At 41.4% G+C, this 24,021-nt stretch carries 21 protein-coding genes and 2 pseudogenes; 3 read left to right on the forward strand and 20 right to left on the reverse strand.

The window, feature by feature from the left end; genetic code table 11:
* Positions 1–197: 197 nt before the first annotated feature.
* The 5 genes from DW981_RS02925 to DW981_RS02945 all read right to left on the reverse strand — a co-directional run bounded on the left by DW981_RS02925 (position 198) and on the right by DW981_RS02945 (position 5,084).
* On the reverse strand, positions 198–1,226 hold the full coding sequence (locus DW981_RS02925) for a YeiH family protein (protein ID WP_118506714.1): 1,029 nt from the start codon (positions 1,224–1,226) through the stop codon (positions 198–200).
* A 95-nt stretch (positions 1,227–1,321) separates the two neighbouring features.
* Positions 1,322–2,017, reverse strand: coding sequence for an SDR family NAD(P)-dependent oxidoreductase (locus DW981_RS02930; RefSeq protein WP_118506715.1), 696 nt, complete (start codon positions 2,015–2,017; stop codon positions 1,322–1,324).
* A gap of 111 nt (positions 2,018–2,128) precedes the next feature.
* On the reverse strand, positions 2,129–3,922 hold the full coding sequence (locus tag DW981_RS02935; protein WP_118506716.1) for a B12-binding domain-containing radical SAM protein: 1,794 nt from the start codon (positions 3,920–3,922) through the stop codon (positions 2,129–2,131).
* Complete coding sequence (locus tag DW981_RS15875) at positions 3,919–4,293, reverse strand: glycerate kinase (RefSeq protein ID WP_118506717.1); 375 nt, start codon at positions 4,291–4,293, stop codon at positions 3,919–3,921. The genes DW981_RS02935 and DW981_RS15875 overlap by 4 nt, the downstream gene beginning before the upstream one ends.
* Positions 4,209–5,084, reverse strand: coding sequence for a glycerate kinase (locus DW981_RS02945; RefSeq protein WP_182434106.1), 876 nt, complete (start codon positions 5,082–5,084; stop codon positions 4,209–4,211). The genes DW981_RS15875 and DW981_RS02945 overlap by 85 nt, the downstream gene beginning before the upstream one ends.
* 146 nt (positions 5,085–5,230) lie before the next feature.
* On the opposite strand from DW981_RS02945, the pseudogene DW981_RS02950 reads away from it, so the two are divergent.
* Positions 5,231–5,794 (forward strand): annotated as a pseudogene (locus tag DW981_RS02950) (polysaccharide deacetylase family protein); the annotation flags it as partial.
* A gap of 319 nt (positions 5,795–6,113) precedes the next feature.
* Positions 6,114–6,650, forward strand: a complete 537-nt coding sequence (locus DW981_RS02955; RefSeq protein ID WP_118506720.1) for a hypothetical protein — start codon at positions 6,114–6,116, stop codon at positions 6,648–6,650.
* Positions 6,651–6,815: 165 nt separating this feature from the next.
* On the opposite strand, the gene DW981_RS02960 is transcribed toward DW981_RS02955, so the two are convergent.
* Both DW981_RS02960 and DW981_RS02965 read right to left on the reverse strand, forming a co-directional pair.
* The gene (locus tag DW981_RS02960) at positions 6,816–7,415 is read right to left on the reverse strand and encodes a DUF1349 domain-containing protein (protein ID WP_118506721.1); all 600 of its coding nucleotides are present in this window, start codon (positions 7,413–7,415) and stop codon (positions 6,816–6,818) included.
* A 42-nt stretch (positions 7,416–7,457) separates the two neighbouring features.
* The gene (locus DW981_RS02965) at positions 7,458–8,669 is read right to left on the reverse strand and encodes an MFS transporter (protein ID WP_118506722.1); all 1,212 of its coding nucleotides are present in this window, start codon (positions 8,667–8,669) and stop codon (positions 7,458–7,460) included.
* A 115-nt stretch (positions 8,670–8,784) separates the two neighbouring features.
* Between DW981_RS02965 and DW981_RS02970 the strand changes: the two genes are divergently transcribed.
* Positions 8,785–9,681 (forward strand): AraC family transcriptional regulator, encoded by an 897-nt coding sequence (locus DW981_RS02970; RefSeq protein ID WP_243034649.1) that lies wholly within the window; start codon positions 8,785–8,787, stop codon positions 9,679–9,681.
* Between the two features lie 140 nt (positions 9,682–9,821).
* On the opposite strand, the gene DW981_RS02975 is transcribed toward DW981_RS02970, so the two are convergent.
* From DW981_RS02975 to flgK, 13 genes and pseudogenes are all read right to left on the reverse strand, one after another.
* Positions 9,822–10,562: a DeoR/GlpR family DNA-binding transcription regulator gene (locus DW981_RS02975; protein WP_118506724.1), complete on the reverse strand. Its 741-nt coding sequence runs from the start codon at positions 10,560–10,562 to the stop codon at positions 9,822–9,824.
* A 17-nt stretch (positions 10,563–10,579) separates the two neighbouring features.
* Positions 10,580–12,210, reverse strand: a pseudogene (gene ptsP / locus DW981_RS02980) (phosphoenolpyruvate--protein phosphotransferase).
* Positions 12,211–12,241: 31 nt separating this feature from the next.
* Positions 12,242–12,499, reverse strand: coding sequence for an HPr family phosphocarrier protein (locus DW981_RS02985; protein WP_022025256.1), 258 nt, complete (start codon positions 12,497–12,499; stop codon positions 12,242–12,244).
* Positions 12,500–12,635: 136 nt separating this feature from the next.
* The gene (locus DW981_RS02990) at positions 12,636–14,531 is read right to left on the reverse strand and encodes a fructose-specific PTS transporter subunit EIIC (RefSeq protein WP_118506725.1); all 1,896 of its coding nucleotides are present in this window, start codon (positions 14,529–14,531) and stop codon (positions 12,636–12,638) included.
* A gap of 24 nt (positions 14,532–14,555) precedes the next feature.
* On the reverse strand, positions 14,556–15,473 hold the full coding sequence (gene pfkB / locus DW981_RS02995; RefSeq protein WP_118506726.1) for a 1-phosphofructokinase: 918 nt from the start codon (positions 15,471–15,473) through the stop codon (positions 14,556–14,558).
* A 407-nt stretch (positions 15,474–15,880) separates the two neighbouring features.
* Positions 15,881–16,366: a flagellar export chaperone FlgN gene (gene flgN, locus DW981_RS03000; protein WP_118506727.1), complete on the reverse strand. Its 486-nt coding sequence runs from the start codon at positions 16,364–16,366 to the stop codon at positions 15,881–15,883.
* A gap of 87 nt (positions 16,367–16,453) precedes the next feature.
* Positions 16,454–16,834, reverse strand: coding sequence for a flagellar export chaperone FliS (fliS, locus tag DW981_RS03005; protein WP_022025252.1), 381 nt, complete (start codon positions 16,832–16,834; stop codon positions 16,454–16,456).
* 22 nt (positions 16,835–16,856) lie between these two features.
* Entirely contained in the window at positions 16,857–18,965 is a 2,109-nt protein-coding gene (gene fliD / locus DW981_RS03010; RefSeq protein ID WP_118506728.1) for a flagellar filament capping protein FliD, read from the reverse strand.
* Between the two features lie 80 nt (positions 18,966–19,045).
* Positions 19,046–19,465 carry a flagellar protein FlaG gene (locus DW981_RS03015; RefSeq protein ID WP_118506729.1) on the reverse strand — a complete coding sequence of 140 codons (420 nt, stop codon included), beginning with the start codon at positions 19,463–19,465 and terminating at the stop codon, positions 19,046–19,048.
* A 117-nt stretch (positions 19,466–19,582) separates the two neighbouring features.
* Positions 19,583–19,804 carry a carbon storage regulator CsrA gene (gene csrA / locus DW981_RS03020; RefSeq protein WP_118506730.1) on the reverse strand — a complete coding sequence of 74 codons (222 nt, stop codon included), beginning with the start codon at positions 19,802–19,804 and terminating at the stop codon, positions 19,583–19,585.
* A gap of 22 nt (positions 19,805–19,826) precedes the next feature.
* A complete protein-coding gene (gene fliW / locus DW981_RS03025) occupies positions 19,827–20,258 on the reverse strand; it encodes a flagellar assembly protein FliW (protein ID WP_182434107.1) in 432 nt (143 codons plus the stop codon).
* Positions 20,259–20,371: 113 nt separating this feature from the next.
* Entirely contained in the window at positions 20,372–21,901 is a 1,530-nt protein-coding gene (flgL, locus tag DW981_RS03030; RefSeq protein ID WP_182434108.1) for a flagellar hook-associated protein FlgL, read from the reverse strand.
* 29 nt (positions 21,902–21,930) lie between these two features.
* Entirely contained in the window at positions 21,931–24,003 is a 2,073-nt protein-coding gene (gene flgK / locus DW981_RS03035) for a flagellar hook-associated protein FlgK (protein WP_118506733.1), read from the reverse strand.
* Positions 24,004–24,021 lie beyond the last annotated feature (18 nt).

Below are 24,021 nucleotides of genomic sequence, written 5' to 3' on the forward strand. Positions count from 1 at the left end.
GGCATGTAAATCATACATCAGAGACAACAAAATCTAGAAATCACTGTGAAAACTAATTGCGGCAAGGCAATTGCTATAGTTTCTTCATGGCAGAACCCACAATATGGTGGCTGCAAAATATAATTAAACTATCGACATAATAAGCAATATGTGACCAGGTGGCAGCTTCGGATGTGCGAAGCTTGAATTCATTACTATTACCACAAGCCAAGCACATGCTGCATCAACAGACTCATTCCTGCAATGCCTACCCAGCAGCAAAATCCCAATGCAAGCGGCTTACCACCCGTTTTGATCAACTTGATGATATTGGTATTTAAACCGATCGCTGCCATAGCAAGCACGATAAAAAATTTACTAAGTTCTTTTAACGGAGTAAATACATCTGCCGAAACGCCTGCATTTACAGCGATTGTTGTAATCAAAGATGCCCCGATAAAGTACAATATAAAGATTGGAAATACTTTCTTGAAATGAACCTTTTTCCCTTCGGCTCCACTCTTCTTCGTACGAACCAGTGCCAAAACAAGTGTGATCGGGATGATCGCTAGCGTTCTCGTCAGCTTAACCGTTACTGCTTTGTCCAAAGTCGCACTGCCTAAATGCCACATAGAATCCCATGTGGATGCTGTTGCCGTTACGGATGAAGTATCGTTGACTGCCGTTCCTGCAAAAATACCAAACGCCTCACCGTTTGTGGTGCAAAAATGCAGCAGCGAACCAAGTACCGGAAATGTTAATGCGGCAATGACATTAAAGAAAAAGATAACGGAAATCGCCTGCGCAACCTCCTCATCATCTGCATCAATAACCGGAGCAGTTGCTGCAATTGCAGAACCACCACAAATAGAAGATCCAACTCCGATGAGCGTTGAGATCTTCCCTGGAATGCGTAATACTTTGCACAAAACAAATGCGATAACCAGCGATGTTGTGATCGTCATAACAATGATCGGCAAAGACTGTTTACCCGTCTGCAGCACAACAGACAGATTGAGACCAAAGCCAAGCAGGATCACTGCCCACTGCAATATTTTTTTAGAAACAAACGTAATACCTGACTGCAGATTAGTCTTATCTTTCACAAATAATGTTATGAGCATTCCTGCCAAAATCGCAAAGACCGCTCCTCCCACAATCGGAAATTGCTTGCCAAGCAGCTGACAAGGTACTGCAATCATAAGACAAAATAAGATTCCTTTTCCATTCTTTTTTACAAATTCCATAATATTCATCCTTTCTATCGTTATTTTAATCCACTCAAACCTCGCACATTAAAAATTATCATGTGTATCGTCATTTTGCTTCACAGAAGCATTCATCATTTTTTGGAAATACGGTGCAATTGTGGACACACCGTCAATTCCGGTATTACCATACCATCTCTGGCAGCCAGCACCGTGCGTACTGCCTCAGCGACATCTTCCGGCAGGAGTGATGCCTGCAGATCTTCTGCTGCTGTAAAGTCCGCATTTCGGTACAGCTTTGTCTGGGTCATATCCGGGTGGATCACAGTTACCTTGACTCCATATTTTCTTGCCTCGTCAAATAAACTTCTGGAAAAAGCCGTAAGTCCGGCTTTTGTAGCACCGTAAGCGCAACCGTGCGGACTGTTTTTTAATGCGGTGACTGAGGAGATCTGCAATAAATATCCTTTTGATCTCTTCAGATCACGGAGTAACAAATTACTAAGAAGCAGCGGCAGTTCCAGATTTGTTCGCACCATTTGCTTAATCTTTGCAGCATTTAACTCCTCATGCAGTCCATAATAACTAATCCCTGCATTATTGATCAAGATATAAATTTCATATTGCTTACGGATCTGCTTGATATGCCGTTCTAACTCCTCGGTATCCAACAGGTCACAAACGACCGGATGAAAAGATACCTCTGCCGTAAACTCTCTGCCAAATCCAAAAACTTCATATCCTAACGAAACAAGCATTTCTGCAATCGCTTTTCCAATGCCGGAAGAAGCTCCGGTTACAATTGCAGCTTTCTTTTGATTACCATTCATTACCTTTGTCCCTTTCTATGTCAGGTATTTTCTTTCTTCTGTCAATACTTTTTGATTATAACAACATCTTCAATCAATGCACATAGCATTCAACTCCCACCTGTCCCATATTTAGGACATGGCAATTTCATATACTTTTGCCTCATTGGTCAGCGGATCTCTCTGACTATAGTCATATAATAAATATCCACCGCACATCTTTGGATAGTATTCCAAATGTAAATCAGTCCGATTAGCCAGTATTTTTTCAATTTGTCCTGCCTGTTCCTGTTTTAGGTGCTGCGCTCTCCATCGCGGATCTCTGATCTGTTTTAACCGTTGCTTTGTTTCTGTGTCATCACAAGCCCAATCCGGTCTTTTCTTACTGTTTTCCGTCAAATACAGATCGTGCAGTAAATATTCGGTCAGAAGTTCCTCTTCAAACTTCGCACAAACTGTGTCTTTCCGCACTGATCTTTTAGGATCACTTTCGCTAATATTTTCCGTTTCAGCTGTCATATTCCGTTGTAGACCGTCCGACACAAATGCTCGTAACGCATCATATCGAAACAGTCTCGTATGCTTGTATCCCATCCACTCCCTCTGTCGGTAATACCGGGATAATTGCAAATAAAACGAAAACGTGTCTTCGCGGCCTGCAAGAAGATACTCCAACGTATGCATGAATTGTCCGCTATTATAGTATACCTCGACCATTTCTTCTACATCTTTGAGCAAAGAACGTTCTTCATAAGAAAGCCATTTTGTTGCAAGCACCTCATAAGGTGGCTCGCTGGTCGAAATAATCCCGTAATCCTCTTTCTTTTCTTCCATATAGGAACCCTTAAGCACCTTCAAAAAACCAAGCTGCAACTGATCCGGACGCATTGCATATACATCATTAAAGCTCTGCTGAAACTGTGCAAATGTCTCAAACGGCAACCCTGCAATAAGATCCAGATGTTGATGAATATTATGCATCTTTTTAACTCTCGCCACACACTCTGCCACTTTGCCTACGTCCATGACACGACGTATCTCTGTGATCGTATCCGGATAAGTAGATTGAATACCGATCTCTAACTGGATCAAGCCTTTACGCATCTGTGCAAACAACGCAAAATCTTCCTCCCGAAGCAAGTCTGCTGCCACCTCAAAATGAAAATTGGTGATCCCATTATCATGTTCTAATAAATATTTCCATATCTCATAAGCATGTTCATGGTTGCAATTAAATGTCCTGTCCACAAATTTGACCTGATCCACCTTATGGTCTAAGAAAAACTGCAACTCCGGAAATACCAAAGACAAACTGCGAAGCCGTACTCTTTTGTCGATAGAAGACAGACAGTAACTACAGCGAAATGGGCATCCCCTGCTTGTCTCATAGTACAGGATCTTATGTGCAAACCGATCCAAATCGTGATAAACAAAAGGGATCTTATCCATCGGAAGGTACTCTCGAATACCGTTGTCACAGATTTCCCCCGTATTCTCTCGATAACAGATGCCAACGATATTCTCTAATCGTTCTCCATCTAACAAATGCTTTTGCAATAGCTGTGCAAAGGTTTCCTCTCCTTCACCAACGATCACTAATTCTACATAAGATAATTCCCGAAGCAATTGTTTTGCATCATAAGAAGCTTCCGGACCACCAAACCAGATCTGTACCTGCGGAGCTATTTTATGCAATTCTTCCGCTAATGCCTTGACATAAGTAATATTCCAAATATAGCAGGAAAAAGCGACTACATCTGCTTTGTGTTCATAAATATCCCGAAGGATCTCTTCCTGCTGCTGATTGATCGTATATTCTGCCAGCTCTACTTCTACCGGTATGTTCTCCGTATAGGCTTTCAAGTCATATACTGCCAGATTCGAATGAATATATTTGGCATTGACCGCCACTAATAACACTTTCATTCATTGGCTCCTTTCTTTGTATCTATCATGTGGATCCATTCGGACATTGTTTCTCGGACTTTCTGTCCTAAATCGCGGACAGCCATTTGTGGATCGAATGCTCCTTCTTGTTCTGTAACTGCATAAACCCGATCAAATAATCCACTTTCTGTACACTGCTCGATCCCATCACCAAAACAGCCTGCATAAGCAATGACCGGAACAGCATATTTCTTCGCCAGTCTGGCAACCCCAGCCGGAGTTTTCCCCATTAAAGTCTGAGCATCCATTCTGCCCTCGCCCGTGATCACCAGATCAGCAGTACGCACCGCTTCTTCCAGATGAATTTCCTGCAGCACAATATCAATCCCATGCACCAGCTCTGCGTGCAAAAAATATGCAAAAGCATAGCCAAGTCCTCCGGCTGCTCCCGCCCCCGCCATCCAGCATCATAGTCTTTTGCAAAGAGATCTGCAAACCTTGTGATTGCCTGTTCCATCCTCTGTACCATTTGCAGGTCAGCACCTTTTTGTGGCGCAAAGACAGTACTGCAGCCCTCGTCTCCTACGAGAGGATTATTAACATCGCAGATCACCTTGATATCTACATCTTTTAGTTTTTTCAGAATACCTGTTGTGTCCATTGCGGCAATGTTTTCTATCCCCTCTGCACCATATGATACTTCTTGGTCATTTATATCTGTAAAACTCGCTCCAAGTGCTTGTAACATTCCTATACCAACATCGTTTGTTGCACTTCCGCCAATTCCTACGATCAGTTTTTTGCATCCCTTACGCACCGCATCCAATATCATTTCTCCGACCCCATACGTTGTCGTTTTAAGTGGATTTCTCTGTGATACTGGTACTAACGTAAGTCCTGCCGCCTGTGCCATTTCTAGGATAGCCGTTTTTTCTTCTCCTGTCCCGAAAATGGTATACTTTGCTTGTACTTTTTCGCCGAGTGGTCCGGTTACCGTAATGCATTGAGGTAAAACCGCCGCCCTTCCAAACGATAATGCCTCTGTTGTGCCTTCTCCACCATCTGCCACCGGATAAACTGTCACCCGACTTGGAGTCTGTTCTTTTATTGCTGTCGCAATCGCATCTCCAGCCTCATAAGAAGTCATACTTCCTTTGAAGGAATCTGTTGCGATAATAATATTATAATTTGTCTGATTCATCGAATCCTCCATATTTTAGCCAAATATCAACTATCATGACTTTATGTGTAATAAAGATATGATGCATACTCTTCAGTATAGAAGATGCCCTGTGTTCTGTAAAGAGGTTCTCTTAGCTCCCCGCTCCCTGGGGGAATGAAGATACCCGCAAAATTCTCTCGATCCTCAAAAAGAAAAAGGTTCACGTCACCTTTTTTATGACGGGAGGCTGGATCGAACAATACCCCGATGATGTCAAGGCAATCGCTGCCGCCGGTCATGAACTTGGCAACCACAGTGAAAATCACAAGCAAATGTCAACTCTTTCCTCAGAAGAATGTAAGAAGGAACTTATGACTCCGCATGAAAAAGTCAAGAAACTCACTGGTATTGACATGAAAGTATTTCGTCCCCCATATGGGGATTACAATGATACTCTCATCACGACCGTCCGAGAATGTGGCTACTCACCCATCCAGTGGGATGTAGACAGTTTGGATTGGAAGGATTACGGCGTAGATTCTATTATTCATACCGTTTTAGATCATAAGCATCTCGGAAACGGTTCCATCATTCTCTGTCATAACGGTGCTAAATATACTGCCGAGGCTTTGGAACAGTTGATCGATGGCCTACAGTCCAAAGGCTTTACTTTGGTTAAAATGTCGGATCTGATCTACAAAGATCACTATGATATCAATCCCGAGGGCCGCCAGCAACACATCAAATAGCCAAAAAAAGTGTGGTAATTATATGGGTGGATTGCTATATATGGCAGTCCACCTTTTTAATAATCTTCGGGAAACTAATCTGAATTTCAAGTAATGTAACAATTATTTATAGAAATTGTAACACAAATGCACTTGTTTACATTTCAAAAAATGATATAAGTTATCTGTAACTTTAGTATTACAGAAGTTCAACACAAACACATTGTAACATGAGGGGCATTGCTTTATGAGCGCACGCGGTCGATCAACGGATCACATGTATACTTACTGCGCGGCGCTCAGATTGGAGGCATCTCATATTAGAGATTGGAGGACACTGATGAAAAAACTAATCGCAATCACGTTAACAGCAGCACTTGCTCTAACCGGATCCTTTACTGCATCTTTGACAAAGACAGCAGACGCTGCTGCATATACGACGAAAACAAATACACAATACACCGACACATATACAGACACCGCTGTAACAAAGTCTTTTGCGAAAAGCAGAACCAAAAAAGTTTCCAAAAAGACAAAGACCAAACATATTATCGTTGCGAAATTAAATGGCACGACCTTAAAGTATCACAAGTCCACTATGAATACGAATCTTAAGGGCAACAGTGACTGGGAATGGGAAAATATAGTCGGTTATGGCAAAAAACAGTCGATCAAAGTTGCCAAAAATTGCAAATACTATATACTTGGAAACGATATACACACCGTCAAAAAGACCACAAAAAAGAAATTCCAGAAACGCCTATACAGTTATAAGCGTTATAAAGAAAATGGTGTTATTTGGTATTGGGGAACCGCTGCTAAGATCACGATCAAAAACGGTAAAGTCATAAAAATGGTACAAGAATACCAGGCATAGTAGAACAATTTTCTAATAATATGCCACAAGAAAGAGCACTCTCTAAATATGATGGCGATGTTACGCTAACAATAGAAATTTTCCATTAAATACGGGAGTGTCCCAAAGTTTGTGTAAACCTTCAAACTGATGTAAGATAACATTACTCAGTTTGAAGGTTTTTATTCATTCACGCCAGTCTGCATCTGATTCCCATTTACATTCCGTAATCTGCATATTTGAAAATGTTGCCTTATACGAGCCTTCTGTCGGGCTGCATGCATATATTCCATAAGTAATTTTTTCTGCACCTTCCCACATATGGAAAATACGCATTTGTCTGAAATTTATGCCATCCTCACTGCATTCAATACAGTAGTCACTGTCCCTTCGTGAAAAACGATACCACATACTTTTAATATCAGAGGATATGTCTGTTGTTGCCCAGTCAGAATATCCATGATTGGTTACAACGCTTCCCAATCGCTGTATTTTTTCATTCTCATATTCTATAGATGCCTTAAACCAATTATCACTATTTAAATACATAGCCACACCACACTGGTCAAAACGACAGGTACTCTCGAATTCTGTTTTAACAATAAAAGAAAAGTACTTGTCCGTTGTTTCAACTTGAAATACTGGAGCATTATCATTTTGAAAACCATAATAAGTGCGTGCCCATAAATCGGTACCCCTTTCTGTAAGAATTACAACTTTATCCTCACTAATTTGTACCTGCTTTGGTTGACGTATCCATTTAGGATTGTTTTTCAAAAATTTCATCTTTTTTCTCACTTTCTTTTTTATTTTAATAAGCAGCTATATTTAGTGCCTACTTTTCACTGTATTATAATTAGTAATTTTCTTTTGTCTTCTGCAAAGAATGACTCCTATAAGTAACAACATTGGAAAAATAATTCCTGCCAAAATCCCCATCTTTAGGTTATCCCCAAAAGCTCCTGATACCATTCCAACCAATGTAGGACCTCCTGAACAACCTATATCTCCACCTAATGCCAGCAATGCAAACATGGCTGTTCCCCCTTTGGGCAAAGCTGCTGATGCCTTGCTGAAAGTTCCAGGCCACATGATTCCCACTGAAAGCCCACAGACAGCGCAGGCAATCAGATTTAATAGCGGAATCGAGAATAATGAAATCCCTAAATAGGATAAAATACATAAAAAACTACTATAAATCATAAAGTGTTCCAAATTGATGCGGTCACCATACTTACCATAAAACAATCTTGATATTCCCATTAGAACCGCAAATGCCATCGGCCCTGCTAAGTCGCCGGCTGCCTTTGAAATTCCAAGACCTTTTTCTGCAAAAGCAGAGGCCCATTGACTTACTGCTTGCTCACTTGCTCCTGCACATATCATCATAATCAACAAAATCCAAAAAATTTTCATCCGAAACAATTCCTTTAATCCAAGTCCGGTATCTCCATCCTCAAGCAATGGTGCAATGGGAACCTTTGAAAAAACAAAAGCATTTCCAATTGGAATAACCGCCCAAATAATGGCTAATATTTTCCAATTATCTATACCGACTACATAAAAGAACACTGTTGATATGAGTACAACTCCGGCGTGTCCCCAGCAATAAAAAGAATGCAACAGGCTCATTGCTTTTTCCTTATTGTCGGATGGGCAAGCCTCAACAACCGGACTGACTAGGACTTCCAAAAGTCCACCACCTACCGCATAGATCATTACAGCAATCAATATTCCAATAAAGGAAACTGGTAAAATCTCTGGTAAAACTGTAAGAAAGAATAATCCTGCCGCTGCTAAAACATGAGCTATAATCATTGCTATCCGATATCCTATTTTATCAACTAATCTGACAGAAAGAAAATCAACCAGTAGTTGTATCCCAAAATTAAAAGTCACTAACAATGTAATTTGGGAAATTGGAATGTGATAGCATTTCTGAAAAAACAAAAAAAGCAGTGGTGCAAAATTATTAACGATAGCTTGTACAATATAACCTACAAAACAGGCTGTAATTGTCTTATTATATTGGCTTTTCATTTTGTCCTCCTCTAATAAATGTAATTATATCGTAAATTTTATATCTAGTCATTGTATAAAATCATATATTTATGGTACAATATAACAAATTTTATTATTTATGGAGAAATATACCATGGAGACTTTTAAGATAATTACAGATGAAACACTACGAGAAACCATCCAGCATGGCAGCAATCGTTATCCATTTGCATACTATCCTGATAATATTTGGAAATTTGACTTTCATCGCATTGACTGGCATTGGCATCATGAATTAGAATTTCTTTATATTGCTGAAGGTACCGCGCTCTGCCTTATAGGGACAAGTAAAATAGAACTACATAAAGGTTGCGGCATATTTATCAATAGTGGTATCCTGCATCGTTTTGAAGCACAAAGCAGTACATTTGCACCTAATATTGTTTTTTCGCCAACTCTATTAGCATCTGAAAACAGCCTCATTTACGAAAAATATATTCTTCCTGTGATAAGCTCGTCTGTTCCATATCAAGTTTTCAGTCCATCCAACACATTTGGAAAACAGGTGCTACAACTTTTGTCGCAAATTTGTACTATTCAGGAAACTAAGCCAGATAATGAATTATGTACTATACAGCTTTTATTTCAGCTTTGGAACATTTTGCAAAAAAATATGGACTGGACTTCTGATTCTAACAGTATTCATCGATTAAATCACAAACAAGCAAGATTACAAGCTATGATGCAGTATATTCATGATCACTACATGGAAGAGATTACATTGGAGACGATTGCGGCATCGGCATCTATCAGCAAAAGTGGAGCTTTACACATTTTTCAAACCGGCATCCACTGTTCTCCGGTAGCATATCTAATTCAATACAGACTAGCACAGGCTGCTGAACAACTTTATATCACTCAAAAATCGGTTTCTTCCATTGCAGAAGAAACCGGATTTACAAGTTCCGGCTATTTCTGCCGGAAGTTTAGACAATATTATCATATGAGTCCAAATGAATACAGAAAGAAGAAAACAGAGAAAATTTCTTGATTTCTACTTTCTGTAATCATACAACATTTGGAGATGATGTTGTTTTTCGTTATATTATCTGTATCAATTATGCTGACAATATACTTTTTATGCATCATATTTACAATGTTCAATAGAAAAATACAGGTTTAGGGAGTCCCCTAAACCTGTATTATATTACCATATTTTTTGTAATGCTCCGGTATGGAATCCGTAATGATCTTTGCATCACTATAGGCAGCAAATGTCACAGAACTGACTTCATCAAATTTTGCACGATCCGCTAAGACATAAGCCTTCGCACATTGACGAAGCGCGGTCTTTTTAACTAGCGCTTCGCTGCCATCCGGCGTTGTATAACCCTGTCTTCTGCTCAATCCGTTCGTTCCAAAAAATCCAACCGTGAAATGATACTCCTGAAGTGATAACACCGCCTGTGCACCAACAACCGCTTCCGTTGTACCACGAAGTTCTCCGCCAACCAACAGCACACGATATCCGGCTACTGCCAGCTTTCTGGCATGACTTACTGCATTGGTAACAAAGGTTGCACTGGTCTCCAGCGGATACTCTAACATATATCCGGTTGTCGTTCCTGCATCCAAATACACAAAGTCATGTGGCATTATCATCGCTGCTGCGTAACCGGCGATGAGCCTTTTTTCCCGCTCATTGACCTGCAATTTCTGTGGAACGGACAACTCTATTCCATTGGAAACATTATCCGGCGCAACCGCACCACCAAATACTTTGGTTAATTTTCCTTCTTGTGCCAATGCATTCAGATCACGCCGAATCGTTGACTCTGATATTCCAAGTCTGTCTTTGATCTCAGCTACCGTCACACTGCGTTTTTCACGTAAAAGTTCTAATATGATATTGTATCTTTCTTCTGTAAGCATTATCGCTGCCTCCTGGTTTACTCACATCCACATTCGCTCTCGCGGACTATCTTGCGAATTGGCAAAATTCTTCCCGGAGATACCGACAACTCATCGATTCCCATTTGCAAAAATTGTTCTGTCAATTCCAAATCTGCACCAAGCTCACCACAGATACCGGCCCAAATGCCTCAGCATGTGCATTCTGAGCAACCATACGGATCATTTCCAAAACTGCAGGATGATGTGCATCATAAAAATCATCCAGCTTCGGATTCTGTCGGTCAATCGCAAGTGTATACTGGGTCAGATCATTGGTTCCGATACTGAAGAAATCGACTTCTTTTGCAAGTTCTCTACTGATCATAACAGCTGCCGGCGTTTCAATCATAATGCCCTGTGCGACCTCGCCAAATTCAATGTTCTGTGATCGAAGTTCCGCTTTGACCTCTTCCACAATCTTTTTGATCTGCTTTACTTCCCACACACTGGTGATCATTGGATACATTATAGATATATTACCAAATGCGCTGGCGCGATACAAGGCACGAAGTTGTGTTTTGAACACTTCCGGTCTGGTCAGACAGATTCGGATCGCACGATAACCAAGCGCCGGATTGTCTTCCGGATCCATGTTAAAATAATCACACTGCTTGTCCGCACCAATATCTAATGTACGGATAATTACCTGCTTACCAGCCATTGTCTCAGCAACCATCTTGTATACCATAAACTGTTCGTTTTCCGTCGGATAATCTTCTTTTTCCAAATATAAAAACTCACTGCGGAATAAGCCAATTCCCTCGGCATCATTTTGCAATACCATCGCAAGATCCTTGCTGTTGCCAATGTTAGCATACAATTTGATCTTTTTGCCATCCTTTGTAATGGTTTCTTTGCCTTTAAGCTGCTGTAAAAGCTGCTTCTTTTCCTCCGCCTGCTCCTTCTTTTCCTGCATCTGTGCAAGCACGTCTTCACTCGGATCAATATAAACCGTTCCGTTATCACCATCAACAATGGCAAATTTGCCCTCCAATTCTGCATCTAACGGCATATCCACACCGATCAGTGCCGGAATGCTCATCGTTCTAGCCAAGATCGCTGTATGCGAATTGACCGATCCCTGCGTTGTCACAAAGGAGAGCACCTTGTCTTTGTCCATCTGTACCGTCTCAGAAGGTGCCAGATCGACTGCCATTACAATCACCGGTTCGTCTGCATCCATCTGCTGTCTGCTCGCACCATTCAAAACAGAAACCAGACGTTCGGAAATATCTTTAACATCTGCTGCCCTTCCACGCATGTATTCATCATCCATAGATGCAAACATCTGGGCAAAGTTATCACCGGTTGATGCTACGGCATACTCTGCATTTACAGATTGACTATCAATAATATTTTCAACCGATTCTGTAAAATCTTCGTCTTCCAGCATCATCTGATGCATCTCAAAAATCGCTGCATTGGCTTCTCCAACTTCTTTAAGTGCCTTATCATACAATCCCTGCAATTCCGTAATTGCTGTCTGAACCGCCTCGCGATAACGCTTTTTTTCTGCCTCTGTATCCTGTACTTTGATACGTTTTACCTGCTGTTGTCCTTTACTAAAAACATGAATCCGTCCAATTGCAACGCCGCCAAATACACTTTTGCCTTGATATTGTTCCACAACGCACCCTCCTCTCGTAACTGAACGATGACTACATATTTTCTTCCAAGAATGCACTTACCTTGGTATATGCTGCATCCTCATCTTCTCCATCAAATGTAACAACGACTTCCTGTTCCTTCTTGACAGCAAGACCCATCAAGCCAAAGATCTTTTTACAGTCTGCCGTTTTTCCATCCTTCGTTAATGTGATCTTGCAGGCAAATTCTTTGCAAACTTTAACGAGTTCTCCTGCCGGACGTGCGTGAATTCCTTCCGGGTCTGTGATCGTATACTTAAATTCCTTCATGATAATCCTCCATTCTGCACACTGTTACTGTTAGGGCGAATATGCGCCAAGTGTGCTAAGACGCATATCCGCCATTTCTTCATGAAATACTTATTATTAAATATATCGTGTTTCAAGTTTTTATACTTTATGTCACTCAAACCACTTTCTTCTTTAAGATTCCCAAGAGCAATGCAGAGATCACTGTTCCGATCACCAAAGCTACGAGGTACATCCAAGCATGTCCCACTACCGGGAATACGAAGATTCCACCATGTGGTGCCATCAGCGTACACTTGAACGCCATACTGATTCCGCCTGCCACAGCACTTCCGATGATGCAGGAAGGAAGTACACGAAGTGGATCCGATGCGGCAAATGGAATGGCACCTTCTGTAATAAAAGCCAGTCCCATAATAAAGTTTGTAGGTCCTGCTTCTCTTTCCTCTTTGGTAAATTTATCCTTGAAGAGTAACGTTGCTAACGCAATTGCACAAGGCGGTGTCATACCACCGATCATTACGGCTGCCATAATATCGTAATTACCTGCTGCGATTGCCGCAGTACCGAAAACATAGGCTGCCTTGTTGAATGGACCACCCATGTCGATCGCCATCATTCCACCAAGTACCAGGCCAAGCAGGATACGGCTGGAATCTCCCATTCCTTTCAAACCACTATTTAATGCTGTATTGATCGTACCCATGACCGGCTCAACAACGAAGTTCATTGCTAATCCAGTCACCAAAATACCAACAACCGGATAGATCAATACCGGTGCAAGTTTTTCCAATGCTTCCGGCATCTTTTCGCAAACTACGCGCAGCGCCTTAATCACGTAACCTGCCAAAAATCCTGCGGCTAACGCTCCCAAAAATCCGCTGGTTCCATTGTGTGCCATCATTCCACCGACGAATCCCAGTGCTAATGCCGGTCTGTCTCCGATCGCCATGGCGATAAATCCTGCTAATACCGGAAGCATCAAGCCAAAGGCAATATCACCAATTCCCTTTAATGTTGCGGCAACCGGTGTGATCGTACCAAAATTTCCACGATCCGCAACAGATAAGGAATTCATATCGACTGACAAACCATCAATCAGGAATGCTAATGCTATAAGAATACCGCCTCCAACGACAAATGGAAGCATATGCGATACACCATTCATAAGTTGTGTATAGATCTGATGTCCGATACTGCCACCGGATTTTGCGTTCTCGCTGCGAGCCGGAGCATTTGCTGCATGATAAAGTGGAACATCTCCAGACGTTGCTCTCTCGATCAACTCATCTGCCTTGTTAATTCCATCCGAAACCTGACATTCTATCACACGCTTACCATCAAAACGGTCCATTGGCACCTGCGCATCTGCTGCTACAATAATACAGTCTGCATCGTCAATTTCCTGCTGTGTCAACACATTCTTTGCACCACCGGATCCGCGTGTCTCAATCTTAATGGCAATCCCTGCTGCTGTTGCTGCTTTCTCCAAGCCTTCAGCCGCCATATACGTATGTGCGATTCCTGTCGGACAGGAAGTAACGGCCAACACCTTTGCTGCCTGAGCTGTCTCTAACCTTTCATCAATGTCCGGTTTCTCATCGTCTGCCTTGTCGATAATGTTCAAAAACTCATCGACTGTCTTAGCATTGCGGAGTGATTCTGAAAAATCCTCATCCATCATAAGCACTGATAATTTGCTAAGTACATCCAAATGGACATTGTCCTCTGTGTTTGGTGCTGCGATCAAAAATAGTAATGTTACCGGTTCGCCGTCCAAAGAATCAAAATCAACACCATCCTTGACTACCATTGCTGCAAGTCCCGGCTTTGTAACTGCATCGCATTTACCATGTGGAATCGCAATGCCCTCACCAATTCCGGTCGTGCTCTCCTCTTCACGAAGAAAAACCTGCTTGCGGTAAGCTTCAATATCATTGATCTTACCACTTTTGCCCATAAGTGCCACGATCTGATTCAATGCCTCTGTCTTGTCCGCAGGCGAAGCATCCAGACAAATGCTGTTTTTGTCTAATAAATCTGTAATTCTCATATGATCACCTTTCCTTCCCATACATTATAAATAATGCACTGCGGTTTTTTCATATTCCGTTTCAATTTCCTGTCTTGTTGCCAAATTTTCAGAGCAAGCGCTGGCACCTCCACTGGCAAGGCCCATACGGAATGCATGTTCGTAATCTCTCTTCTGCATCCAGCCGGCCATAAAGCCTGCAACCATGGAATCTCCCGCTCCTACTGTGTTTTTGACTACGCCCTTAGAGGATTCTCCTGCAATGATCTGCCCATTCTCTGCAATAAGAACTGCCCCTTTACCACCCATAGAAACTAATACATTTTTAGCTCCACGTTCCTGTAGCTTCTTTGCATATGGAATAACATCGCTCCACTCTGACAATGTTACCCCAAAGATCTCACCCAATTCATGATGATTCGGTTTGATCAAAAACGGATGATATTCTAATACATTTAGCAGCAAATCTTTAGTGGCATCAACCGCGATTGTCATATTTTTATCAGACAAACGTTTCAAGATCTGCTGATAAATATCATCCGGCATCGAGCTTGGAATACTTCCTGCCAAAACAAGCACATCATCTTTATTGAGCTGATCAAGTTTACCCATCAGCTGATCAATCTGCTGTTGTCCGATATCCGGTCCTTGTCCATTGATCTCTGTTCCATCAATGTTCTTTAATTTCAGATTGATACGTGATATACCATGCTCAAGTTTGATGAAATCCGACTGAACTCCTGCCTGTTCCAACATTCGCACAATCTCGTCTCCTGTAAAACCGGCCATGAATCCCAGTGCTATGTTCGCAATCCCGAGATTTCCAAGGACAATAGAAACATTAATTCCTTTGCCGCCCGGCAATATCAGTTCGGATGCAGTGCGATTGGTCATTCCCAGTTCAAAATCGTTCACCGACACAATGTAATCCACTGAAGGATTAAATGTTACTGTATATACCATACAACTTCCTTTCCGCTGTCTTCAGCTATTTATTTTCTTCTTTGCCTGATCGATCATTTGCTTTATGATGATTTTATTATAACCGCATGTTCTTTCATAATCAATCACAATCAGTCACAAATCTCCATACTGTTTTTTGTGCAAATTGCACAATACTGCTCTTATTTTTTTCATTCTTCTAGATATTTCGTGTATTTTATGCCATTTTTGCCATTTTAGCAAAATAATCTGAACCATTATTCATTCTACTTCACTCATACTCGTTCATTATCGGTCATTATTTTCATGATGGTTAGTTTGCTTCTATAATCTCTCTTTATTATAAGAGCTGAGAGTACGATTTAGAGCTGAAAGGTTGCGTTAATACAAAAAGACAACCTCTATTTACCATAAAGGTTGTCTTCTTATTATTTCTTTTTATCCAAAAAATATGACTGCCAAGCATGATGTTGGTTTGGCATATTCTGATAATACGATACTGCCGTTCGGTTGCTCGCTCTGGAATTACCAATCTCTTGGCGCTGTTTCAACAGATACCGTTGAAACACTTCCCGATTTCTGCGTTCCAACCCCTCGATCTTAACACCACAATCAGTAATGACACGGATCAAATTCTGCATTTCCAAGATTGCACTGCGATAACTCTGCTTATCTTGCTCAAGATATGGGCTGACTTTGTGATATACACTATCAAACCCTTTATCCAGAATATTGATTTCTCCCAGCGCTTTTTCTTTCTGTGCCATTAATTGTTCAAAAACATCTATGTCCATGTTTTCCTGTTGCAAAACTTCGCTTTGTTGTTGCGTCAATGTAAGCAGCTCTTCCATGATCCGTTGTTTCTTTTGCAGCGATTCCTGCAACGCGGATAAATATACTGTTGCCGTCTCCATCAATACTCTCCTACTTTACTATGCCGTTACTCTATATAACCTTGTGCGCAGAAAGCAATGCCTCTGACATCTGTTCTGCACTATCGATCATACCACATTATTAATACGCATTACCTCTTTCCACGTCTCACGCATTGTCTTAATATGGTGCAGCGCATCTTCTAACACTGCTTTGTCTTTTTTAACATTAGCCTCAACCAAGCGACGGTAAATATAATCATAGACGACCTCAAAATCCTTCGCCACCGGATACTTCATATCAAGCGTTGAACGAAACTCTACAATAATATTTTGAACTTTAATAATATTATTATTCGCTTTCTCAATATCGCCTTTATCGATTGCCTCAATCGCCATATTAGCGAACTTGATCGCACCATCATACAACATCAATGTCAACTTAGCCGGCGATGCCGTCTGAATCGCATTACGCTGATACTGCATTGCTGCCTTGTTATATGTTGCCATTCCTCTTATCTACCTCCATGTATTAGTTGCTGCCAAGATAACTTAACAAGGATGACTGCTGTGAATTCAAGCTTGCCAATGCTTTTTCCATCGCTGAAAACTGTTTATAATAATGGTCTTCCATCGTCTGCAATTTTGTTTCCCAACTCTTAATATCTTTCTTATATTGAGTCATCTGCTTTGTCATTTCCTTATCGTTATAGAACGTCAAAGCACTGCTCATCGTTGTCGATTTCATCTTTTCATTTAATGCATCATACAAGTTGTTGGTAAGCCCTGCCATCACTTCTGCCACAACGTCCGGATCTTCTTTCAAAAGATCCTGCAGCGTATTCGTTGAATCAGAGTAAACCGAATCATCCTCATCTCCTTTAATATGAAGCTGACCATACTCTTTATAATCTGTTCCTGTAGTAATACCAAGATTTGCCAAAGAATACTTCTTCCCGTTCGAAGCAGTAATCGATTTACCGGTAATACTTCTCATCGTTGTAATAAGTCCATCCAGAGTGCTGTCACGACGAAGCAAAGAATCCTTAATCTTTGTATTCCATTTCTCTACCTCTTCATCAGACATCGCATCCTTCTGATCATCAGTCAACACATCATAGTTTCTCGCCGATTTCGCATTATACAATGTATTCATTTCTTTCAGAATCGAATTATACTGTGTCACAAACTCTTTGATCGAATCGTATACCGCATCGGTATCATCAGAAACGGTAATAGACACTTCTCCGTTTGTCACATCCATAAGATCTAAGGATAAGCCATTTACATTCAAAGAAGTCTTGGAACTCGTCAATGTTGCACCATTTACCTGTACTACAGAATCTGCCGCTGCAACAACAACCATGCCGACACCGGAAGCAGATTCCTGCACTGCCGAACCGTCAATCGTATCCAAACCAATCTTCTGCAGTTCTGCTGAGGATCCCGCCTCGACCCCGGCCCCTTTTGCCATAGCTGTTGCATAGTCAGTTACTGCATCAGTGATCGTCTGTTTACGGGTTCCTTCTGACTGGATCGTAATCTCATCATTACTGAGACCATTGGTCAACGCTTCCGTAATCTTACTCTGATAATCGTCTCCGGCAATCTGACTATCCGCATTTTCCTGTATATATTGTTTTGCTAATGTGACTAGCTCTTCTTGTGTATGTGACGCATCATCTTTTTCTTCTAGCTTCCCGGCGTTGATCAATGCCTGTTTGGCATCGTCCGTTATCACATTATTGCCATTTTCATCTTTTTTGAAATATTTTGTTTCCAATTCTGTAACAATCTGGTTACGGTAATATCCGGTCACCTCAGATTTCGCCTGTGCATCCGATACTTCCATCAGAGAGGCAACTGCCGAATCAATCTTATCCGAAGATGTGTCATTTTGTATACTAGCTAATACGTCCAGCACACTATTCTTCTGTGCTGCTGTCAAACTATCATATTTTACGGCATTGTTCACAGTCTGTTTCGCATTTAACTGCTCCTGCGTAAATGCCGTCATCTTGATCTCAAACTTTTGATCTAAACCACTATCCTTTGCACCGATGAAGAATCTGCCCTGTCCCTCATCAAAAGAAGCATTTAAGCCTGCCGATTTCAAATTATCAACAAAATCACTAATCGTAGTATCTGCATTTACCGTCATGCTGACTGTCCGATCTGCCGTCTTGATCTGAATCTGCTTCGTGCCATCAGCCGTCATGCCAAGATCAGAAAGTTTTGTGGAAGAAGTAACCTTGTTTGTAACCTTCTCACCCTGATCATTAGTAGTCTCATAAGAAGAAATCTTGGCACTTGTAACATACTGTGCCGCTGCAAGGCTCTTCACATTGACGCGATAGGTACCTTTTGTCGCACTGCTATTTGCAGATACTGTCACTTTCGTTGAATCGGAAGATGTTGCTTTCTTCGTCTGATAATTAGACTGAAAACGAAGCTTACCGACATAATCTTTATAAAAGCTATACATTTTCGTATTCAGACCGGACCAAATCTCCTGTTTCCACTCTAATTTCTGCTTCTTAGACTCTATCTTGGTCTTCTTAGCTTGCTGTGTCTCCATCAAAGACTTTACAATCGATTCCGTATCCATACCGGAAATCATACCTGACATTCTAATCGCCATAATAACCTCACCTTTCTAAGCGCCTATATATCGCCAACATAACCGCACTATGTAATTATTTACATTCTATTTTTTTACCATTAGCGCTTTTCATCCACAATCAAACCAGCCAACTCCCACATCTTCTGAAGCATTTCCAAAGACTCTTCCGGCGGCACCTCGCGAATCAGCTTATCACTTGTTTTGTCAAACACTTTAATCGACACTCGCTTGGTTGCCTCATCATACGAGTACTCGCATCGGGTACTCACCATACGATTATTTGCACTGGAAACCGCAGAATCTATTGTACTCTTAGCAGGATCCTTCCCATCAAATGGCATTCCCTGCTTTGCATCAGACTCCTGTCCACTTGTCTGCCCTGTTGTCTGTCCTGTAACATTATTTGGTGCTGCCGTTGTCTTCTGTACGGCAACCGCCTTACCTGCATCTACACGGGTTACATCCGGCGATGCACTTTCCGTAGTCCTGTTTACTCCACTTATAACATCCATATCCATTTTCTTACACCTCCGTGTGCTATACTCTGCAAGTCCCTTAAGCGTCTTGGCACTTCCTGTACCCGCTTTCTATATAATATATCGGATTTTCCGAAAATAAATTAACCGTTCGGCATGTTATTTCTGAAACAATCCTTTCAGCGCTTCTACATCCACGGCACTTCCTGCCTGTTTATTCTCTTCCTGAATCTGTACATACAATTCTTTGCGATAGATCGGCACGGATTTAGGAGCTTTCACACCCAGTTTGATCTGATCGCCTTTAATCTCCAACACTGTGATCTCTATATCATTTCCAATCATAATGGATTCATTTACTTTTCTTGCTAACGCCAGCATAATTTTGTCTCCTCTCCATGTATTACTGCAAAATAAAGTGTTTCACCTCATAATCTGTATTTTCAGCAACGATCTGCACGCCCTTACGCGTTCCCGCATTAATGATCAATGGCGCCTTTTTGTTTACCGATGTGCGTTTCACATCTGCCGGTACCGTTGCCAACAAAAATACAACCAGATCATCTTCCTTGATCTCGCCAACAGGCTCTAATAATGCATCCTCAACGATCGGATTGTACTGTTCATCTACCCGCTGTGGATTTACGATTGGAAATGCCAGTCCCGGCTCCGTTGTTGACTGCAACCATGAGAAAAACGGTGGTTCCTCCCCATCGATATCGTAAAGGATCGTGTAATCCTTGTATTCTTCAAAACCAAACAGCCCCTTATCAAAATGTATAATCTTTTCATCGCCGATTTCTACTTCCCCAAAATATCTTGTTTGAATCTTCATCTGTGCATCCTCCTCGTTGATAATCAGTAAGGTGCCAAACTCCTTTGACACCTTACATTTATTTGCTGATCCTGCTGCCTGAAACCTCCCTACAGGAATTGCCATGTTCTATTCTAGATATAATCTAACAATGAATTACCCAATATTTTTGCCGTAGCCGATAATGATGCCTGATGCAGATTGTCTGCCTGTGTCAAGCCGATCACAGCATCTGCGATATCCATATCTTCGTTGTTCGATAATTTTTCCTCCGTATCTGTCTTTTCATCCGAAAGACGATCCTGTGTCATCTGCAAGCGATTGTACTTGGCTCCAAGTTCAGCTACCGCAACATTTAAGGTTGCCTCACATTTGTTCACCATAGTAAGACCGCGTCCAAAGGCCTCATTCATGATACTGACACGAAGCTGCTGCTCATTTTCCAACGATGTTTTTAAGGTACCTAACGATGCAATTTCATCTTGATCAGACGTATTTGCTATCTTCTTCTCTACATCTGCAATACGGTTTTCTACATCCGTCACATCGCCGATCACACGCTCGATATAATCTAAGCAACGATAAATTTCTGTATCAAACGCATCTTTTGCCTGCGTATTTACTGTCAAAGTCTGACTGAAATTGACCTCGTAATTAATATTTTGATCACTTGGATCTGCAAAGTAAGTGTTCTTCATGGATACTGTATCGTAGCGATTACACTTAAAATACATCTCCGGGCGAATATCACTTTTTTCAAATTTATTTTTGGTATAATCAATTGAAAAATTAGCCTCTTTCTCCTGAATCGTACTATACAAAGTCTTGCCCAGCACAATTTCTCCGGCATCATATATATATAGTGCTTCATAATTAGTGCCGTTCATCTGATTGTACCGGTCAATGTCGTAAGCATACGCATCGTTTTGAGACACCACACCAACTTTGCCATTATCTACCGAATACTCTTCTGTCGTATTTCCATAGGTGAGTGACATGCTAAATACATTGTTTCCGCCTGTGATCGGCTGATTGGAACAATTGTTGTAAGATAACTGTATGCGATAACCGGTATTCACCTTTGCCTCTAACTTAGCATACTCTTCCTGCGTCATGCCATCCTGATATTTAATATCAGACTCTACATTACGGATCGTATCAATATCTGTCGATTTAAATTTCTCCGTAATCTCATATTCTAATGTATCACTAGAGTTCGGGAACAACAGCGATGTGTCCGTACGATACCCGGTAAACATATATCGTCCGGCGTAGTCCGCATTTGCATTATCCTCAAAGATTGCTGTTGCGTACTGTCTAAGCTGTGTCAGTATCGCTGTTCTCTCTTTTGATTCCGGATAACTGTTAGCGCCTTGGCTAAAATATCCTTCCATATCCGTAAACGTAGAGCTTACCTTTTTCATCGCTCCCTCTGTCGTATCCATCCAATCCATGGCATCCTGCACATTTTTTTCAACATATTGTGTCAACTGTGCCATTGTTGTGCGAAATTTCAGCGAACGGGATGCGATCGTCGGATCCTCTGAAGGACGCTGAATCTTCTTCATCGTCGTGTACTGCTCTTCTGCCGTCAACATTTTATTCTTTGCATTTGATATATGCACCTGTGATCTGTTTGAAATCATTGAATTTGTTACTCGCATAGGTATTCCCTCCATTTACTGATCATCTGTTATACTGCAGTGCCATTGATCAATTTATCCAATGCCTCGTTCATTATGGACAAAACACGATATTGATAGTGTAACAGATTTTGATAGATTACCAAATTCTGGCCCTCTTCATCTTCATCTACACCGGAAATCGAAGTTCTTCGATGATCCACTGCATCCAAAATGTTCTGTGCATTTTCTGTAGCTGCCGTCACACGTGCTGAATCTACACCAAGTACTGCAGTGCATAATACATTCAGGAAAGATCCCGGATCACCCTGCTTAAACATGGAATTATCGGTCTGCAGTGCCAACATTTTTGTGAGATTTTTGGACTCTTCCCATCCGGTCAGGCCCTCTGTATTTTCTGCAGAGCAGGCCAACATTCTGCCGTTTTTAACAATATCGTCATTGGCATGAAAATTAAGGATCGACATATTGTAATAACTGCATACTGCATTCTCATCCGTATTATCCAACTCTGATGAATGAAACGAGAATATGTTGTTGTCATCATCCGGAATAAACACTTTTTCTACAATATTGCCATTTTTATCTTTCAGATTATAGTAGTTCGTTTCTCCTGCAACAGTTTCAAACTGATAACCATCTGCCCGATAAGCCTGCTGCTTGTTAGAATCAAACACTTTACTGCCGTTATAATAGTAAAATGTATCTTCCGCATTATACAAAAATTCTGTCATCTGAAACTGTTGATTCGATGTCACGTTAGCCGCTACAAACAAATCTTTTCCAAGTTTGCCATCCAGATCATAGCCCTTATTTTGCAACATATTAAAGTTTGCAGAAAATGTTCTGACAAATTCATTAAGCTGCGTCATATAATACGGAATTCCACGGAATGCGATGGAATCTCCTGCCGATGCAAGCCTCTTTTCAGGATTCGGATCCTGCATAATATTTTGCAGGCGTGTTACTCCGTCATCACTTAACTCCTCCTTCAAAACAAATGTATATGTATATGTACCATCTGCAGCTACTGTTGCAGAAAAGGATTCATATTCGTAATCCACATTACCGATCGTTAACACTCCATCCGATGCCGGCAGATCCAGCTTGGATAAATTCGATGCGTTGGCGCTGCTGTATTGATCACTCGTGATCGTTAATGTACTCTTACCGCCCTTTGCTGTATCATTCTTCTGCAATCCGGTCAGTGTTGCTTTGAAATTTTCCGCATTGTTGCCATCGCGCATCTCGATCAACCCCTGTAATTTGCCTCCAAGCGTTGTATTGTACATATCAAATTCCTGACCATAACTCCACTCTAACCGATACAGATTAACAACATCATTCTGGCTTACCTTGTTCGTAGATCCCTCTGCATTGATCGTATTGTACCGTGTGGTATCGACCAAAATACCTCCACCCAGCGTCACAATAAACTGATTCGTTCCATTGCCATCTGCGGGTGCTTTTTCTGTCACATTGATGTCCGCTAATTCGGACAATTTGTCCAAAATAACCGCTCTCTGATCACGAAGATCATTTGCACGGTCGCCATACACTTCTAATGTATTGATCTGTTTATTTAAAGAAGCGATCTGTGCTGCATACGCATTGATCTGCTTTACCGTTGTCTCAATCTCTGTATTGACATCTACCTGCATATTCTGCAGCTTCACTGCCGCATCTCTGACATAATAAGACAGCGTATCCGCATATCCTGCCACCTGCGCACGGATCGTCTGATCCATAGAAGATGTTGTCAAATATTTCAAAGAGGAAAAGAAGCTGTCTAAAGAATTCGTAATGCTTCCTTCCGAATCTTCTTTCGGATAGATGCAATCCTCAATGCTGCTCAAATAAAAGGACTCTGTTGAATATTTACCTACTGTAGTATTGCTGATGCGGTACTTGGCATCATAATAATCATCGCGGCTGCTGAGAATCGCTGTGGCATCTACACCTGCACCCAGCATTCCGTAGCTGGTGCGCAGCGAAACAGCTTCCTTCGCTGACTGCTCTACTGTCTGTCTGCTGTATCCTTTCGTCTTTACATTGGATATATTATGTCCTGTCGTTGTCAATCCGGCATTATATGTCGACATGCCGGACACTGCTATATTCAATCCAAAAAAAAGTTGATG

The sequence above is a fragment of the Clostridium sp. AM49-4BH genome, assembly GCF_003478335.1.
Lineage (GTDB): Bacteria > Bacillota > Clostridia > Lachnospirales > Lachnospiraceae > Butyribacter.